This window comes from Isoptericola sp. MSGPD8_1_ISO-PGPR-S23-394, assembly GCF_058072785.1.
In genome coordinates this window covers 60,290-74,484 of the sequence record NZ_CM176517.1, presented here as the reverse complement: position 1 = coordinate 74,484, position 14,195 = coordinate 60,290, and the positions used below count along the sequence as shown (strand labels likewise).

The following is a 14,195-nucleotide window of genomic DNA, read 5'->3' as shown; positions in this document are numbered from 1 at the left end:
GGCTCACGGCAGCCGCGGGCGCCGGACGGCGGCGCCGGCCCGCGCCGGGTCGAGCTCGACCGGGCTCACGAGCACCGCCGGGCCGCGCCGCAGCAGCCCGTCGGTCAGCGGCATGCAGCGCACCCCGCCCCGTCCCCGCATTGCAGCGTGCACGCCCGGGGCCAGCATCCGGTCCATCCAGGCGCACGGGTGCGCGGGACGACCGGCGTGCAGCGTCACGGAGTCGTCCCCGGCCCGGACGGTCAGGTCGTGCCCGACCAGAGGGGCCAGCTCGGCACCGCGCAGCACGACGTTGCGCCGCGTGAGCACCGGGTCGAGCGGTCCCGTGCCGAGCTCGCGCGCGATCTCCTCCAGCGCCTCGGCCGCGAAGAGGGTGACCGCGGCGTCCATGTGGGCCGCCTTGCCGAAGAACCGGTCGCCCACCAGCCCCTTGCCCGCCACGACCTCGACCGTGCCGGGGAACGACGTCGGCACGTCCGCCGCGCCGTCCCGGGGACGGCCGAAGTAGGCGTGCTCCGGCGACACGAGCAGGTGCTCGATCTCGACCGGGTACTCGAACGTGGCCATCCCCCGAGTCTGGCACCCCGACGCGCTCGCTAGGATCGCGGGATGCCTGGACCCGGACTCCCCCGCCGCGTGCTGGTCGCCGGCACGTCCGGCGCCGGCAAGACGACGCTGGCCGCGCGGCTGGCCGCACTCCTCGACCTCCCGCACACGGAGATCGACGGGCTCTTCCACGGCCCGGGATGGACGCCTCGCCCGGAGTTCCTCGACGACGTCCGCACCCTGGTCGCCGGCGAGCGGTGGGTGACCGAGTGGCAGTACCGGACGGCCAGGCCGCTGCTGCTCGAGCGGGCCGAGCTGCTGGTCTGGCTCGACCTGCCGCCGCGGGTCCGGATGACGCAGGTGGGGCGCCGCACGGTGCGCCGCCGTCGTCGTCGCACCGTGCTGTGGAACGGCAACGTGGAGCCGCCGCTGCGCACCGTCTGGACCGACGCCGACCACATCGTCCGATGGGCGTGGCGGACGCGCCGCACGCTCGACGGCCTCGACGAGCTGCTGGCCGAGCAGGCGCCGCACCTGGAGGTCGTCCGCGTGCGCAGCCATGCCGAGGTCGAGGAGTGGCTCACCACCCTCCCTCGCTGTGGGTGCACGACACGCCGCGTGGCCGAAGGCCCGGTCGGCGTGTCGTGCACCCACAGCGAGGGGGTCGGCTAGCGAGGGGTGAGCCCGGCGGCGAGCGTCTCGACGATGCGGACGTCACCGTCGAGCCAGTCGACGTCCCACAGGGTGCCGGCGTCCAGCCAGCGGAGCTCGTCGTGCTCGACGAGAGGCTCCGGCTCTCCGGAGCGCAGCGTGGCGTACCAGAGCCGCAGGACGTGGCGTTCGGTGATGATCCACCCGCCGTCGGCCGGACCGCGCAGCTCCTCGCCGAGCGTGACCGCGACGCCCAGCTCCTCGTGCAGCTCCCGGTGCAGCGCCTCGTGGGGCTCCTCACCCGGCTCGGCCTTGCCGCCGGGAAACTCCCACCGGCGCGCGATCTCGACCGGACGGGAACGACGGGCGGCGAGAAGCCGCGTGGGCCGTTCGAGCGAGTCGACGATGGCGGCGGCCACGACAAGGCGACGGGTCATGGCCGTGAGTCTGCCATCCGGCCCGACGGCGCGGCCTTCCGTCCGGCCCTGAAGAGACGTGTGCCCCGCCACCAACATCCCCCGAGTGGTGGCGGGGCCAGAGGTCGTCAACCGGTCAGGGCGTGCGCATCCCAGCGGTCCGGGCCCAGGCGACGGCGTCCGCCCGGGTCGAGACCCCGAGCTTGCGGTAGACGCTGCGCACCTGCGACTTGACCGTGTTCCGCGTGACGAACAACTTGCTCGCGATCTGCTCGAGGGTGACTTCCTCGGACAGGTTGGACAGCACGACCTGCTCTCGGATCGTCAGGCCTGGGTCGAGGACCGGACGGTCCATCTCGATTGCACTCATCGCTCTTCCTCCATGACGGCCGCCGATCGCCACGATCGACTTGGGGATCTGCCGTCACGTATGGAGAGTGGGGACGAGCGGTTTCATGACGCGCACCACACGAAGCGGGTGAGGGCAACCTGAGCTGGAGCGCTCCCGCGACCCCTGCGGACGCTCTGTCGCCGGGGTATCGCCGCAGGCCAGCACGCCGCGGCGAGGTTGCGCAAGGCAACCGACACCCCTATGTCACGATTCGGTCACGGTTGTCATCCGGCGTGCTGGGAGTACTCCTCCGCGGACAGCAGCTGCCCGGTCCCGGTGACCTCGACCTTGAACAGCCACCCGTCCGTGAAGGGCGCCGAGTTCACCACCGCCGGGTCGTCGACCGCGGCCTGGTTCACCTCGACGACCGTCCCGGAGACGGGCGAGTACAGCTCGGAGACGGACTTGGTGGACTCGATCTCGCCGACGACGGTGCCCGCCTCGATGGTCGCGCCCACCTCGGGCAGCTCGAGGTAGACGACGTCGCCGAGCGCGTCGGCGGCGACGGAGGTGACGCCCACCGTCGCAGGGGTCGCGTCGTCGACCCACTCGTGCTCGACGGAGTAGCGCAGGTTGTCGGGGAAGTCGGCCATGGTGGTGCTCCTGTCGTGGGTTGGGGGCTCGCTAGATTCTGTCGGACGACGGCGCGGCGCGCCCGGCTCAGCCGCGGTCGCGGCGGTAGAAGGGCAGGGGGACGACGACGAACGGTTCGGCCCGCCCCCGCACGTCGACCGCCAGCTCGGTCCCCTCGGCGGAGACCTCCGGCGTCACGTAGGCCATGGCGACCGGGTGCCCCAGGGTCGGTGACGGCGCGCCGGACGTCACGGTGCCCACCTGAGCACCCGGGGCACCGTCGGCGCCGGGACGCACGACGGCGTACGCCGCCCGGGCGGGCCGCCGCGCCGTCCCGCGCAGCCCCACCAGCACGCGGGCCGGCGCGCTCTCCCGCCGGGCCTCGAGCGCGGCGCGGCCCACGAACTCGACCGGGGTGCCGTCGTCGGACGCCTTGTCGAGCTTGACGACGCGCCCCATCCCCGCGTCGTACGGCGTGGTGGTGGTGTCGAGCTCGTGGCCGTAGAGGGGCATCCCTGCCTCGAGGCGCAGCGAGTCCCGGGCGGAGAGCCCGGCCGGCACCAGGCCGTGGTGCTCGCCCGCCGTCAGCAGGGCCCGCCACAGCGACACGGCCCGCGGCGCGTCGACCCAGATCTCGAAGCCGTCCTCCCCGGTGTAGCCGGTGCGGGCCACGAGCACGCGCTCGTCGCCGAACCGCATCCCCAGGCACGCGTAGTACCTCAGCTCGTCGAACGCGGTGCCGCCGGAGATCTCGGCGTCCTCCGCGAGGACCTCCCGGACGATCTCCTCGGCGCGCGGGCCCTGCACGGCGACCAGCGCCTGCTCCGCCGAGACGTCACGCACCTGCGCGTCGAACCCGGCAGCCCGCTCGAGCAGCGCGACGAGCACCGTCGCGGCGTTCGCGGCGTTCGCCACGACGAAGAACTCCTCGTCACCGGTGCGGTAGACGATCAGGTCGTCGAGCACTCCCCCGTCGGCGGCGCAGATCATCGTGTAGCGGGCGCGCATCCGACGCAGCGCGGAGAAGCTGCCGACGAGGGCGTGGTCCAGGAGGCGGGCCGCCTCGGGACCGGCGACGCTGATCCCGCCCATGTGCGACAGGTCGAACAGACCGGCAGCCTCCCGCACGGCGCGGTGCTCGGCCAGGTCCGACGTGTACCGCAGCGGCATGAGCCAGCCGCCGAAGTCCGTCATCGACGCTCCGAGCGCCTCGTGCTCGGCGTGCAGCGGTGTCTTCTTCTCTGTCATGGGGTCCTCAGCTCTCACCGAGAGTCTCGGCGTAGGCGTCGATCGGCGGGCAGGAGCACTGCAGGTTGCGGTCACCGTGGGCCTGGTCGATCCGGCGCACCGGGGGCCAGTACTTCGCGCGGCGCAGGCTCGCCACGGGATAGGCGCCCTGCTCGCGGCTGTAGGGGCGGTCCCAGTCGCCGCCGAGCAGCGAGGCCGCGGTGTGGGGCGCGTGCCGCAGCAGGGAGTCCTCGACCGCCCAGCGCCCGGCGGCGACGGCGTCGATCTCGCCGCGGATGGCGACCATCGCCTCCACGAACCGGTCGAGCTCGGCGAGGTCCTCGGACTCGGTGGGCTCCACCATGAGGGTCCCCGGCACCGGGAACGCCATCGTGGGGGCGTGGAAGCCGAAGTCGACGAGGCGCTTGGCCACGTCGTCGACGGTGACGCCGGTCTCCGCGGTGATCTGACGCAGGTCGAGGATGCACTCGTGGGCCACCAGGCCGTCCGCACCGGTGTAGAGCACCGGGTAGTGGCCGGCGAGCCGGGAGGCGACGTAGTTCGCGGTGAGCACGGCGTGCTGCGTGGCCGCCGTGAGCCCGTCGGGCCCCATGAGCGCGAGGTAGGCGTACGAGATCGGCAGGATGCCGGCCGAGCCGTGCGGGGCCGCCGAGACCGGCGGCACTCCCCCGGACCGGCTCGCGCCGCCCGTGCCCGACGGCGTGGGGTCGCCCGGCAGGAACGGCGCCAGGTGCTCGGCGACGGCCACCGGCCCGACGCCGGGACCACCACCGCCGTGCGGGATGCAGAACGTCTTGTGCAGGTTGAGGTGCGAGACGTCGCCGCCGAACCGGCCCGGCCGGGCCAGACCGACGAGCGCGTTGAGGTTCGCACCGTCGATGTACACCTGACCGCCCGCATCATGTACGGCGGCGCACACCTCGCGGACGTGCTCCTCGTACACACCGTGCGTGGACGGGTAGGTGATCATGATCCCCGCCACCTGCTCGCCGTGCTGCGCCAGCTTCGCGTGCAGGTCGTCGAGCTCGATCTCGCCGTCGTCCGCGGTGGCCACGACCACGACCCGCAGCCCGGCCAGCGCGGCGGAGGCGGCGTTGGTGCCGTGGGCCGAGGCGGGGATGAGCACCAGGTCTCGCGACTCCTGCCCCTTCGAGGCGTGGTACGCCCGGATGGCGAGCAGGCCGGCGAGCTCACCCTGCGAGCCGGCGTTGGGCTGGACCGACACCGCGGCGTACCCGGTGATCTCGGCGAGCTGCGCCTCGAGGGTCCCGACCAGCTCCACGTAGCCCTGCGCCTGGTCGACGGGCACGTACGGGTGCAGGTCCGCGAAGCCCGGCCAGCTGATGGGCTCCATCTCCGCGGTCGCGTTGAGCTTCATGGTGCACGAGCCCAGCGGGATCATGGTGCGGTCCAGCGCCAGGTCCTTGTCGCTCAGGGCGCGCAGGTAGCGCAGCATCGCCGTCTCCGACCGGTGCTGGTGGAACACGGGGTGCTGCAGGTAGTCCGTGCCGCGCAGGAGCGCGTCGCCGAGCCCGATGTCCTCGGCCGCGTCCGCCGGCGCCGCGTCGAGCAGACGCAGCAGGGTCGCGACGTCCGCCTCGGTCGTCGTCTCGTCGCAGGCGATCTGTACATGATCACCGTCCGCCACGTACAGGTTGTAGCCCGCGTCGGCCGCCGCCACACCGACCGCCTCCGCGCGCCCCGGCACCGCGACGCGCACGGTGTCGAAGAACGCCTCGTGGACCACCGGGACGCCGGCGGCGCGGAGACCACCGGCGAGCGCCACGGCCCGGCCGTGCACCCGCTCGCCGATCGCGCGCAGGCCCTCGGGTCCGTGGTAGACCGCGTACATCGACGCCACGATGGCCAGCAGGGCCTGCGCCGTGCAGATGTTCGACGTCGCCCGCTCGCGGCGGATGTGCTGCTCCCGCGTCGCCAGAGCGAGCCGGTATCCCACCGCGCCGTCCGCGTCGACGGAGACGCCGACGAGCCGCCCGGGCAGCTGGCGCTCCAGCCCCTTGCGCACCGCCATGTACGCCGCGTGCGGCCCGCCGTAGAACAGGGGCACCCCGAACCGCTGCGCCGACCCCACGGCGATGTCGGCACCGAGCTCGCCGGGGGAGACGAGCATCGTCAGCGCCAGCAGGTCGGTGGCCATCGTGACCAGCGCACCGCGGTCCTTGGCCTCCGCGACGACCCCCCGCGCGTCGAGCACCCTGCCCGAGGCTCCCGTCTGCTGCACCACCACGCCGACGAGGTCACCCGCCGGCAGGACGCCGCCGGCGGCCTCGAACGCGGCGAGACCCGCGTCCAGGCCGCCGTCGAGCGGGACGACGACGACGGGCAGGCCGACCGCCTCGGCACGACCCCGCGTCACCTCGAGCGACTGGCCGAACAGCTCGGCGTCCAGCACCACGTACCCCTGCTTGGCGCGCGAGGCCCGCCACATCAGGGCCACGGCCTCGGCGACGGCGGTCGCCTCGTCCAGCAGGGAGGCACCCGCGATCTCGAGGCCGGTGAGGTCCTCGACGACCTGCTGGAAGTTGAGCAGCGCCTCCAGGCGGCCCTGGGAGATCTCCGGCTGGTACGGCGTGTACGCGGTGTACCACGCGGGCGACTCGAGCACGTTGCGGCGGATGACCGGGGGAGTGATGGTCGGGTAGTACCCGAGGCCGATCATCTGGCGCTTGACCTGGTTCTTCGCGGCGATCGCGCGCAGGTGGTCCAGCACCTCCGCCTCGCTGCGGGCGGGCGGCAGGTCGAGCGGCTCCCGCTCGCGGATCGACGCGGGGACGGCGGCGTCGACCAGGGCGTCGAGGTCGGCGTACCCGAGCTGGTCGAGCATCGCCGTCGTCTCGGACCCGCGCGGGCCGATGTGCCGGTCGGCGAAGACGTCCGGGTCGAAGGGGGAGTGGGTCACGAGGAGCGCTCCGAGGGTCGGTGGACGAGGACCCTCCCCGCTCTGTCATGGGACCTGAGAGTTTTGCCGGTCCGCCTGTACGGGGCGCGCCGACTTGCACCGTCGGTGGGCCGCCCGCCCGCAGGCGTCCGGCCACTTTTCAGAGTTGCCTCGCCGTGACGGTACAGGGGGCCTGAGAGATTCCCGGGGAGGGTTTGCTCCTTCGGCGCCGGCCTGGGCCGGGCTCTCCCGTCGCGGTTCGAGCGGCTATGCGATTGTCCGCGCAGTCTACCGCCGAGGTGGAGCGCACCCGAGCGCGCGTTAGCGCTACCTCGGCCGGACGTGCGCTACCTCGGCCGGACGAGCGCTACCTCGGCCGGACGGGCGCTACCTCGGCCGGGTCAGCTGAGCTCGAGCTGGCGGGCGACGTCGACCATCGCGTCCACGACGGCCCGCACGGCCGGGCCGGGCTCGTGCCGGGTGGCCCGGTGGCGCACGATGACCCGGCGTGAGCCGAGACCGGGCATCGCCACGACGTCGACGCCGTCGGGCACCTCGCCGCTCTCGACGGCGAGCGCCGGGAGCATGGCGATGCCCTGGCCCGAGGCGACGAGCGCCAGCGCGGTGTCGAAGTCGAAGTAGGCGTGGCGGGCCTCGATGGTCGTCCCCAGCGTGCGCCCGAGCCGGCGCAGGGCGCGGTCGGCGGCCGTCCCGCCGAGGGCCCCGACCCAGGGCATGTCCCGCAGGTCGTCGAGCCGTTCGGGGGTCGGCAGGGACACCGGCACCACGAGCCGCCAGGGCTCGTCGAGCAGCGGGACGTCATGGGCGCCTCGAGGTGCGGGAGCGTCGACGTCGCCGTCGTGCTCGAGCAGGACGACATCGAGGTCGCCGGCGCGCAGCATCCGCACGGACTCGGCCGGCTCGTGCTCGCGGACGTCGATGGTGACGCCGGGGTGCTCCTCGGCGAGCGGCGCGAGCAGGGGGGCGACGACCGCGCGGATCGCCGACTGGAAGGCGCCGACCTTCACCGTCCCGGTGACGCCCTCGCCGAGGTTCGCGATCTCCTGGCGGGCCTCCAGGAGCTCGGCCTCGATGCGTTCGGCGACATCGGCGAGCACGCGGCCCGCGGGCGTCAGGGTGACGCCGCGCGGCCCTCTGTCCAGCACCGGGAAGCCTTCCTCAGCCTCCAGACGAGCGATTTGCTGGGACACGGCAGAGGGCGTCACATGCAAAAGATCCGCCGCGGCGAGGACGCCGCCGGCGCGGTGCACGGCAAGGAGGAAGGCAAGCCTTCGTGGGTCGGTGGCCATGTAGCGATGCTAAGCGCCATCTGCAGAAAGATTCAATTGTGCTGAACGTGTTTCGTGTCGCAGCATTGACCCCGGCGCCCGTCAGAGTCACTGGTCCGAGGCCGGCGCCATCCCACCTGAATCCCCCGTGAGGAGGCTCGTATGTTGCCGTACCTGTTGTCCGTGGTCACCGCTCTCGGTTGGGTCGGCGCCATCGTCGGCCTCGTCGCCTACTTCCAGGTGTCCCGCGGTCGCTGGGCACCCAACTCCATCCAGTTCCAGGCCGCCAACCTCTGTGCGACCTCGATGCTGTTCCTCGTCGCCGCCGTCCACGGCGTGTGGCCGTCGGTCGCCGCGAACGTCGCCTGGATGGTCATCGGGGCGCAGGCCGTCCTCATGATCGTCCGCGCACGCCGCGACACCCGCCGGCGGGCCCGGTACGCGGAGCAGGCGTACACCGAGCCGACGTACACCGACGGCGGCTTCGCGGAGGGAGCCTTCGCCGAGACCGCGGCCGCCGCGGTCCTCGCCGAGCCGACCGCGTCGGCGGAGCCCGTCGACCACCTCACGGTGCGCACGCCGCTCGCCGTCCGCTGACCCTCCGCCCGCTCAGAGGGTCGCCTGCCAGGCCACGATCCGGTCGACGGCGCGCGTCACGACGTCGGGGGCCGCGGCGAAGGACAACCGCACCCAGTCGCGGCCCCGCTCGCCGTCGAAGTCCGTCCCCGGCGTGATCGCGACGTCGGCCTCGGCCAGCAGGCGCGAGCAGTACGTCACCGAGTCCAGGCCGAACCGGGACACGTTCCCGTACAGGTAGAACGCGCCGTCGGCCGGGGCCACCGGTCGCCACCCGAGCTCGTCCACCCGGTCGAGCAGCGCGGTGCGCGACGTCGCGTAGCGCTCGACGTTCTCGGCCGCGGCCGCGTACCCCGCGGCCGAGAACGCGGCGATCCCCGCGTGCTGCGCCAGGGCCGGGGGAGAGAGGGCGACGTTCCCGGCCAGGGCGTCGACCGGCCCGACCAGCTCGTCGGGCAGCACCAGCCATCCGAGCCGCCAGCCCGTCATCGCCCAGTACTTCGAGAAGGAGTTGACGACGACGGCGCCGCGGTCGGTGTGCACGGCCGCGGTCGCCTGCTGGACGTCCTGGCTGTAGGCGATGCCGTGGTAGATCTCGTCGCTGATGAGCCGCACCTCGTGCTCGTGGCACCAGCGCGCGACGGCGTCGAGCTCGGCCGGGGCGATCATCGTCCCGGTCGGGTTCGCCGGGGAGGCCACCATCACGCCGTCGAGCCCGCCCCCGTAGTACGCCTCCATGAGCTGCGACACGGTGGGCTGGTAGCGGGTCTCCGGCCCGCAGTCGAGCTCGACCACCTCACAGCCGAGCGCGGCGAGGATGTTCTTGTAGGCGGGATAGCCGGGGCGGGCCAGCGCGACACGGTCGCCGACGTCGAACGCCGCGAGGAACGCGAGCACGAACCCGCCGCTCGACCCGGTCGTCACGGCGATCCGGGCCGGGTCCACCTCGACGTCGTACCAGCGCGCGTAGTGCCCGGCGATCTCGGCGCGCAACGCCGGGACACCGCGGGCCTCGGTGTACCCGAGGTCCGCCCGGCGCAGCAGGTCCGCCGCCCGTTCGCGCACCACGTCGGCGGCGCCCGTGGACGGCTCGCCGGCGCACAGGTTGAGCACGTCGTGGCCGGCGGCCCGGCGCGCGTTGGCCGCGGCGAGCACCTCCATCACGGCGAACGGCGGGACGTGGCTGCGGCGCGAGACCTTCATGGGGACCATGATGCCGTGATGACCACGCTGACGACGCCGCCCGTCGCCCGGCTCGCCGAGATCGCCACGACGCTGAGCGGGTGGCAGACGGCCGGCTGGCCGGGGTTCCTGCATCCAGGAGACCTCGGGTGGCACTCGATGGTCGGCGCCGAGAGGTCGGCCGCGGACCTGCGCTGCTGGACGGTCGACGGATCGATCGTCGCGATCGGCATGTTCGACGGCGACGACCTCCTCCGCCTGGCGATGAACCCCTCGGCCCTCGACGACGACCGGGTCGCCCACCAGATCGAGGCCGACCTCACGAGCGGTCGCGTGCTTCCTCCCGGGGCGGTGACCGTCGAGGCCCGCGGCGCGCTCGCCACCTACCTCGCCGCCGGATTCACCGCGGGCGAACCCGTCGCCGACCTGACGCGCACCCAGAGCTCACGCTGAGGACGAGCAGTCCTTCGCGATCTGGCGGTCGAGGTATCGGTCGATCTCGCACAGCTCGTCGATGCGCTCGCGCACCAGCGCCCGCTGAGCACGGAGCGCCTGCTTCTTCTCCTCGGCCGTCATCGTGCCGTCGTCCCAGTGCCGCAGCCGGCCGGCCATCTCCCGCAGGCCGAACCCCACGAGCCGGCCCAGCCGGATCAGCCGCAGCCTCTCGGAGGCGAGCGGGCTGAACACGCGGTACCCGTTCGGCCGCCGAGCGACATGGCGGTGATCGAGGAGCCCGAGCTTCTCGTAGTGACGGATCGTCGCCGGGGTCAGCCCGTGACCCGTGGCGAGCTCGTTGATCGACATGGTTGACCCTGCAGCAGCTGCATGGTTCATGGTCGTCAGTGTCACACGATGCCTTCCTCCCAGGAGCCCCCATGCACGAGCTCGTCGCGACCCGGACCGTGGCGGTCGCCCTCAGCCTCGTCACCTTCGCCTTCTTCTTCGTCCACGGCACGTTCCGGACGGACAACATCTTCCTCGTCCCCGACCTGCTGCTGTGCGTCGGGCTCGTCGTCAGCGCCCTGCTGCCGCGCCGGCTCGCCCGGCCGGCGCTCCTCGCGAGCTTCGCCGCTGCCGCCGGGATCTTCGGCGTGTCCGTGGCGTCCTACGCCGTGCGCGGCGAGCTCGGCCTCGCGAGCCTCGCCGGCGTGCTGCTCAGCCTGACCATGGTGGCGCTGCTGGCCCGGACCCTCTCGGTCGAACCGGCGCGGTGACGGCGGGGGCGCGGCGCACGACCTGCCCGACCACGGTGCTCTCGGTACCGTGAAACCCATGGATGCCCACTTCCGTGAGCGCCCGGACACCGGCACTCGCCCGGCCGAGCAGGATCCCGCGCGCCGGGCCGCGCAGTACCGCATCGACCGCGAGGTCGCCCGCGAACAGGCCGGGCCGGCCGACGAGTCGAAGACCGGCGCGGCGCAGGCCGGCGATGCGTCGACCGATCAGGACGCTGCCGCCGAGGCACAGCCCCGACGCCGGATGGACGACCGCGCCCTGTGGGTGGACACGGTCGTCGACCAGGCGATCCGCCGCGGCGAGTTCGACGACCTGCCGCTGCAGGGCAAGCCGCTGCCCGGCATCGGGGGGACGCAGGACCCCGACTGGTGGCTGAAGAACCTGGTCGAGCGGGAGCAGATCACCGGTGTCCTGCCCGCGGCGCAGCTCCGCGCGGAGCACTCGGCCATGGACGAGACCCTGGACCACGAGCACGACGAGCAGCGCGTCCGCGAGATCGTCGCCGACTTCAACGCGCGGGTGATCGACGCGCGTCGGCAGCTCACCGGCGGCCCGCCGGTCGTGACGCCCACGCGCGACGTCGAACGGGAGGTCTCCCGCTGGCGTCAGCGCCGTCGGTAGCCTCACCCCCATGACCTGCACCGTCGCCGACCTCATGGCCCGCACGGAGTCGACCCTCGGCCTGCGGGCCCGCCCGACGACGGTGGACGGCCTCGACGCGGGCGACCCGTCCGCCGTCGTGCGCGGCATCGCCGTGACGACCCTCGCGACGCTCGACGTCCTCGACCGTGCCGTGGCGGCCGGCGCGAACGTCGTCGTGACGCACGAACCGCTCTTCTACGACCACCAGGGCGCCGCGACGCCGGAGCTGTTGCGCGAGGAGGACCCCGTGCACGCCGCGAAGGCCGCCCTGCTCGCCGAGCACGGCCTGGTCGTGTGGCGCGTGCACGACGCCTGGCACGACCGCCGTCCCGACGGCATCGACGAGGGCACCGCCCGCGCGCTCGGCTGGACGCTGGACGCCGAGGCCGCGTCCCGCGGGCTGGCGTGCTGCGTCGTCGGCCCGACGACGGTGTCCGCGCTGGCCGGGCACGTGGCCGCGGCGCTCGGTTCGACGCAGGCGCGGTACCTGGGCGACCCGCACCGCACGGTCCGGCGGGTTGGGCTCGACCTGGGTTTCCGCGGGTTCGCCCGCAACCGTGCGCTGCTGCGGGCCGCGGAGGTGGACGCCGTCGTGGTGGGCGAGGCGCACGAGTGGGAGACCGGTGCCTATGCCACGGACCTCGCACGCCTCGACGGCACGGGGCTCGTCGTCGCCGGGCACCTGCCCAGCGAGCAGGCCGGGATGCGCCTCTTCGCCGAGCGGCTGCGTGACGTCGTGCCGGGGCTGCCGGTGACGTTCCTCCCGACCCCGGACCTCTTCGCCACGGTGTGAGACGGGTCCGCCCGGTCGCGCCGCGTCGGCGCGGGGCCTACGTTTCCGGCATGCACCCTGCCGTTCCCGCACCCGGGCCGACGCCCTCCGGGCCGACGCCGACCGGGCCCGCCCCGACCGGGTCCGCCCCGGTCGAGGGCTGGGTGCCCGACGTCCTGGACGGCTTCGAGCAACGCTCCCTCGCCCTGGACCCGGACTTCGAGGGCGAGGTCGTCGCGACGCTGGTCCGACGGCGCCGCGAGGCCCCCCTGCCGGACGACGCGGGCGTGGACGTGCTGTACGTCCACGGCTGGACGGACTACTTCTTCCAGACGCACCTCGCCGACTTCTGGGAAGGGCTCGGTGTCCGGTTCCACGCGCTCGACCTGCGCAAGTACGGGCGGAGCCTGCGGCCGCACCACACCCCCGGGTTCGTCACCAGCCTGCGCACGTACGACGAGGACATCGAGGCGGCCCTGGCCGAGATGGGGCACGGACCGCAGCGGAGCACCGGCCGCCGCCTGGTCCTCATGGGCCACTCCACCGGCGGGCTCGTCCTCAGCCTCTGGGCGCACCACCGCCCGGGCCGCGCCGACGCGCTCGTCCTGAACAGCCCGTGGCTCGAGTTTCAGACGCGCAAGGTCGGTCGGCTGGTGCTCGAGCCGAGCATCCGGGCCCAGGCCGCGATCGCCCCGCGCAGCCAGCTCGTGAACCTCGACCTCGGGTTCTACGCGCGGTCCATCTCGGCGCGGCACGACGGCGCGTGGCCGATCGACAGCGCGTGGCGGCCCGACGCGGGGTGGCGCGCCACGCCGGCCTGGCTGGCGGCGATCTTCTCCGGGCACGACCGGGTCGCGCGCGGCCTGTCGATCGACGTGCCGATCCTCGTGCTGCTCTCGGCCCGCTCGACGCCACCGGTGCGCTGGAGCGAGGACATGATGCGCACGGACACGGTGCTCGACGTGGTCGGCATCGCCGCCCGGGTGCCGCAGCTCGGCCGGGTCACCACGCTCGCCCGCGTCGAGGGGGCGTTGCACGACGTGACGCTGTCGGCTCCCGAGGTGCGGGACGTCGTCTGGTTCGAGACGGAGCGCTGGTTCCGCGCCTACGTGCCCCCTCGCCGTGCCCCGGAGCCGGCACCGGAGCCGCGCGGCTGGCGGCGCTGGTTCCCCGGGCGCCGCGGTCGCACCTAGCGAGGGCGGAGGGCGGCGCGGACGTGGTCGACGACGCCGTCGGCGGCCGCCTCGATCTCGGCGAGGCAGACCTCGAAGCCGTCCTGGTCGCCGTACCAGGGGTCGTCGACGTCGAGCACGGACTCGTCGCCGCCCGCGGGGACGGCGGGAGCGGCGGGGTCGAAGGACCTGTACATCCGGATGTCGACATCTGTACCGTCCGCGAGCATCCGCAGCGCCTGGGCGTGCCGAGTGGTCATGGCCAGCACCAGGTCCCGCTCGGCGAGCTGGTCCGCACGGACCTGACGGGCGCGGTGACCGTCGCCGGTCGGATAGCCGTGCGCCGCGAGGACCCGACGCGCCCGGGGGTCGACGGGGTTGCCGTCCTCCTCGTCACTGACGCCGGTCGAGTCGACCACGACACGCTCGTCGAGGCCCGCGGCCGCGAGCCGGTCGCGCAGCACGACCTGGGCCATGGGGGAGCGGCAGATGTTGCCGGTGCAGACGGTCATCACGCGCAAGGTCTCGGAGCTCACGGCCACATGCTCGCAGACTCACCGGCGCGGTTCGCCCTCGTGGCTCGCCCTTCCGTGGCTCGCCTC

Annotated in this window: 17 protein-coding genes and 1 riboswitch; of the genes, 7 read left to right on the top strand and 10 right to left on the bottom strand. The window is 73.5% G+C overall.

The features are described 5' to 3' along the window. Positions 1 to 3: 3 nt before the first annotated feature. Complete coding sequence (locus AC3RJ8_RS00370) at positions 4 to 567, bottom strand: MOSC domain-containing protein (protein WP_489713997.1); 564 nt, start codon at positions 565 to 567, stop codon at positions 4 to 6. A 42-nt stretch (positions 568 to 609) separates the two neighbouring features. Here AC3RJ8_RS00370 and AC3RJ8_RS00365 point away from each other — a divergent pair, with 42 nt between their 5' ends. Then, positions 610 to 1,218, top strand: coding sequence for a P-loop NTPase family protein (locus AC3RJ8_RS00365; protein ID WP_489713996.1), 609 nt, complete (start codon positions 610 to 612; stop codon positions 1,216 to 1,218). Here AC3RJ8_RS00365 and AC3RJ8_RS00360 read toward each other — a convergent pair. From AC3RJ8_RS00360 to AC3RJ8_RS00335, 6 genes are all read right to left on the bottom strand, one after another. Continuing rightward, a complete protein-coding gene (locus tag AC3RJ8_RS00360; protein ID WP_489713995.1) occupies positions 1,215 to 1,634 on the bottom strand; it encodes a (deoxy)nucleoside triphosphate pyrophosphohydrolase in 420 nt (139 codons plus the stop codon). The two genes, AC3RJ8_RS00365 and AC3RJ8_RS00360, sit on opposite strands and share 4 nt — an antisense overlap. A gap of 115 nt (positions 1,635 to 1,749) precedes the next feature. Further along, positions 1,750 to 1,983 (bottom strand): LuxR C-terminal-related transcriptional regulator, encoded by a 234-nt coding sequence (locus AC3RJ8_RS00355; protein WP_407320004.1) that lies wholly within the window; start codon positions 1,981 to 1,983, stop codon positions 1,750 to 1,752. Positions 1,984 to 2,228: 245 nt separating this feature from the next. Further along, a complete protein-coding gene (gene gcvH / locus AC3RJ8_RS00350; protein ID WP_489713994.1) occupies positions 2,229 to 2,597 on the bottom strand; it encodes a glycine cleavage system protein GcvH in 369 nt (122 codons plus the stop codon). A gap of 67 nt (positions 2,598 to 2,664) precedes the next feature. Beyond that, entirely contained in the window at positions 2,665 to 3,825 is a 1,161-nt protein-coding gene (gene gcvT, locus AC3RJ8_RS00345; RefSeq protein WP_489713993.1) for a glycine cleavage system aminomethyltransferase GcvT, read from the bottom strand. A gap of 7 nt (positions 3,826 to 3,832) precedes the next feature. Beyond that, entirely contained in the window at positions 3,833 to 6,745 is a 2,913-nt protein-coding gene (gene gcvP, locus AC3RJ8_RS00340) for an aminomethyl-transferring glycine dehydrogenase (protein ID WP_489713992.1), read from the bottom strand. Positions 6,746 to 6,894: 149 nt separating this feature from the next. Next, a riboswitch (glycine riboswitch) is annotated at positions 6,895 to 6,986 on the bottom strand. 139 nt (positions 6,987 to 7,125) lie between these two features. Further along, positions 7,126 to 8,034: a LysR family transcriptional regulator gene (locus tag AC3RJ8_RS00335; RefSeq protein WP_489713991.1), complete on the bottom strand. Its 909-nt coding sequence runs from the start codon at positions 8,032 to 8,034 to the stop codon at positions 7,126 to 7,128. A gap of 141 nt (positions 8,035 to 8,175) precedes the next feature. Here AC3RJ8_RS00335 and AC3RJ8_RS00330 point away from each other — a divergent pair, with 141 nt between their 5' ends. Next, positions 8,176 to 8,610, top strand: coding sequence for a CBU_0592 family membrane protein (locus AC3RJ8_RS00330; protein WP_489713990.1), 435 nt, complete (start codon positions 8,176 to 8,178; stop codon positions 8,608 to 8,610). 12 nt (positions 8,611 to 8,622) lie between these two features. Here AC3RJ8_RS00330 and AC3RJ8_RS00325 read toward each other — a convergent pair whose 3' ends face one another. Beyond that, entirely contained in the window at positions 8,623 to 9,792 is a 1,170-nt protein-coding gene (locus AC3RJ8_RS00325; protein WP_489713989.1) for a pyridoxal phosphate-dependent aminotransferase, read from the bottom strand. Between the two features lie 18 nt (positions 9,793 to 9,810). On the opposite strand from AC3RJ8_RS00325, the gene AC3RJ8_RS00320 reads away from it, so the two are divergent. Beyond that, the gene (locus AC3RJ8_RS00320; RefSeq protein WP_489713988.1) at positions 9,811 to 10,224 is read left to right on the top strand and encodes a hypothetical protein; all 414 of its coding nucleotides are present in this window, start codon (positions 9,811 to 9,813) and stop codon (positions 10,222 to 10,224) included. Here the strand turns inward: AC3RJ8_RS00320 and AC3RJ8_RS00315 are convergent. Next, positions 10,216 to 10,575, bottom strand: a complete 360-nt coding sequence (locus AC3RJ8_RS00315; protein ID WP_489713987.1) for a MerR family transcriptional regulator — start codon at positions 10,573 to 10,575, stop codon at positions 10,216 to 10,218. The genes AC3RJ8_RS00320 and AC3RJ8_RS00315 overlap by 9 nt on opposite strands. A gap of 71 nt (positions 10,576 to 10,646) precedes the next feature. On the opposite strand from AC3RJ8_RS00315, the gene AC3RJ8_RS00310 reads away from it, so the two are divergent. Genes AC3RJ8_RS00310 through AC3RJ8_RS00295 form a run of 4 tightly spaced genes read left to right on the top strand, consistent with a single transcriptional unit; the run spans position 10,647 to position 13,614 of the window. Next, the gene (locus AC3RJ8_RS00310) at positions 10,647 to 10,985 is read left to right on the top strand and encodes a hypothetical protein (RefSeq protein WP_489713986.1); all 339 of its coding nucleotides are present in this window, start codon (positions 10,647 to 10,649) and stop codon (positions 10,983 to 10,985) included. A 58-nt stretch (positions 10,986 to 11,043) separates the two neighbouring features. Next, positions 11,044 to 11,628: a DnaJ family domain-containing protein gene (locus tag AC3RJ8_RS00305; protein WP_489713985.1), complete on the top strand. Its 585-nt coding sequence runs from the start codon at positions 11,044 to 11,046 to the stop codon at positions 11,626 to 11,628. 10 nt (positions 11,629 to 11,638) lie between these two features. Further along, on the top strand, positions 11,639 to 12,442 hold the full coding sequence (locus AC3RJ8_RS00300) for a Nif3-like dinuclear metal center hexameric protein (RefSeq protein ID WP_489713984.1): 804 nt from the start codon (positions 11,639 to 11,641) through the stop codon (positions 12,440 to 12,442). Between the two features lie 50 nt (positions 12,443 to 12,492). Beyond that, entirely contained in the window at positions 12,493 to 13,614 is a 1,122-nt protein-coding gene (locus tag AC3RJ8_RS00295) for an alpha/beta hydrolase (RefSeq protein WP_489713983.1), read from the top strand. Here AC3RJ8_RS00295 and AC3RJ8_RS00290 read toward each other — a convergent pair. Then, positions 13,611 to 14,105, bottom strand: a complete 495-nt coding sequence (locus AC3RJ8_RS00290; protein WP_489715669.1) for a low molecular weight protein-tyrosine-phosphatase — start codon at positions 14,103 to 14,105, stop codon at positions 13,611 to 13,613. The genes AC3RJ8_RS00295 and AC3RJ8_RS00290 overlap by 4 nt on opposite strands. Positions 14,106 to 14,195: the final 90 nt, after the last annotated feature.

What these genes read in the sequence shown, in the direction of transcription:
- AC3RJ8_RS00290 (WP_489715669.1), bottom strand. Translation starts at nt 14,105, where the DNA reads ATGACCGTCTGCACCGGCAACATCTGCCGCTCCCCCATGGCCCAGGTC.
- gcvH (WP_489713994.1), bottom strand. Translation starts at nt 2,597, where the DNA reads ATGGCCGACTTCCCCGACAACCTGCGCTACTCCGTCGAGCACGAGTGG.
- AC3RJ8_RS00365 (WP_489713996.1), top strand. Translation starts at nt 610, where the DNA reads ATGCCTGGACCCGGACTCCCCCGCCGCGTGCTGGTCGCCGGCACGTCC.
- AC3RJ8_RS00325 (WP_489713989.1), bottom strand. Translation starts at nt 9,792, where the DNA reads ATGAAGGTCTCGCGCCGCAGCCACGTCCCGCCGTTCGCCGTGATGGAG.
- gcvT (WP_489713993.1), bottom strand. Translation starts at nt 3,825, where the DNA reads ATGACAGAGAAGAAGACACCGCTGCACGCCGAGCACGAGGCGCTCGGA.
- AC3RJ8_RS00355 (WP_407320004.1), bottom strand. Translation starts at nt 1,983, where the DNA reads ATGAGTGCAATCGAGATGGACCGTCCGGTCCTCGACCCAGGCCTGACG.
- AC3RJ8_RS00320 (WP_489713988.1), top strand. Translation starts at nt 9,811, where the DNA reads ATGACCACGCTGACGACGCCGCCCGTCGCCCGGCTCGCCGAGATCGCC.
- AC3RJ8_RS00315 (WP_489713987.1), bottom strand. Translation starts at nt 10,575, where the DNA reads ATGTCGATCAACGAGCTCGCCACGGGTCACGGGCTGACCCCGGCGACG.
- AC3RJ8_RS00295 (WP_489713983.1), top strand. Translation starts at nt 12,493, where the DNA reads ATGCACCCTGCCGTTCCCGCACCCGGGCCGACGCCCTCCGGGCCGACG.
- AC3RJ8_RS00305 (WP_489713985.1), top strand. Translation starts at nt 11,044, where the DNA reads ATGGATGCCCACTTCCGTGAGCGCCCGGACACCGGCACTCGCCCGGCC.
- AC3RJ8_RS00300 (WP_489713984.1), top strand. Translation starts at nt 11,639, where the DNA reads ATGACCTGCACCGTCGCCGACCTCATGGCCCGCACGGAGTCGACCCTC.
- AC3RJ8_RS00310 (WP_489713986.1), top strand. Translation starts at nt 10,647, where the DNA reads ATGCACGAGCTCGTCGCGACCCGGACCGTGGCGGTCGCCCTCAGCCTC.
- AC3RJ8_RS00330 (WP_489713990.1), top strand. Translation starts at nt 8,176, where the DNA reads ATGTTGCCGTACCTGTTGTCCGTGGTCACCGCTCTCGGTTGGGTCGGC.
- AC3RJ8_RS00360 (WP_489713995.1), bottom strand. Translation starts at nt 1,634, where the DNA reads ATGACCCGTCGCCTTGTCGTGGCCGCCGCCATCGTCGACTCGCTCGAA.
- AC3RJ8_RS00335 (WP_489713991.1), bottom strand. Translation starts at nt 8,034, where the DNA reads ATGGCCACCGACCCACGAAGGCTTGCCTTCCTCCTTGCCGTGCACCGC.
- AC3RJ8_RS00370 (WP_489713997.1), bottom strand. Translation starts at nt 567, where the DNA reads ATGGCCACGTTCGAGTACCCGGTCGAGATCGAGCACCTGCTCGTGTCG.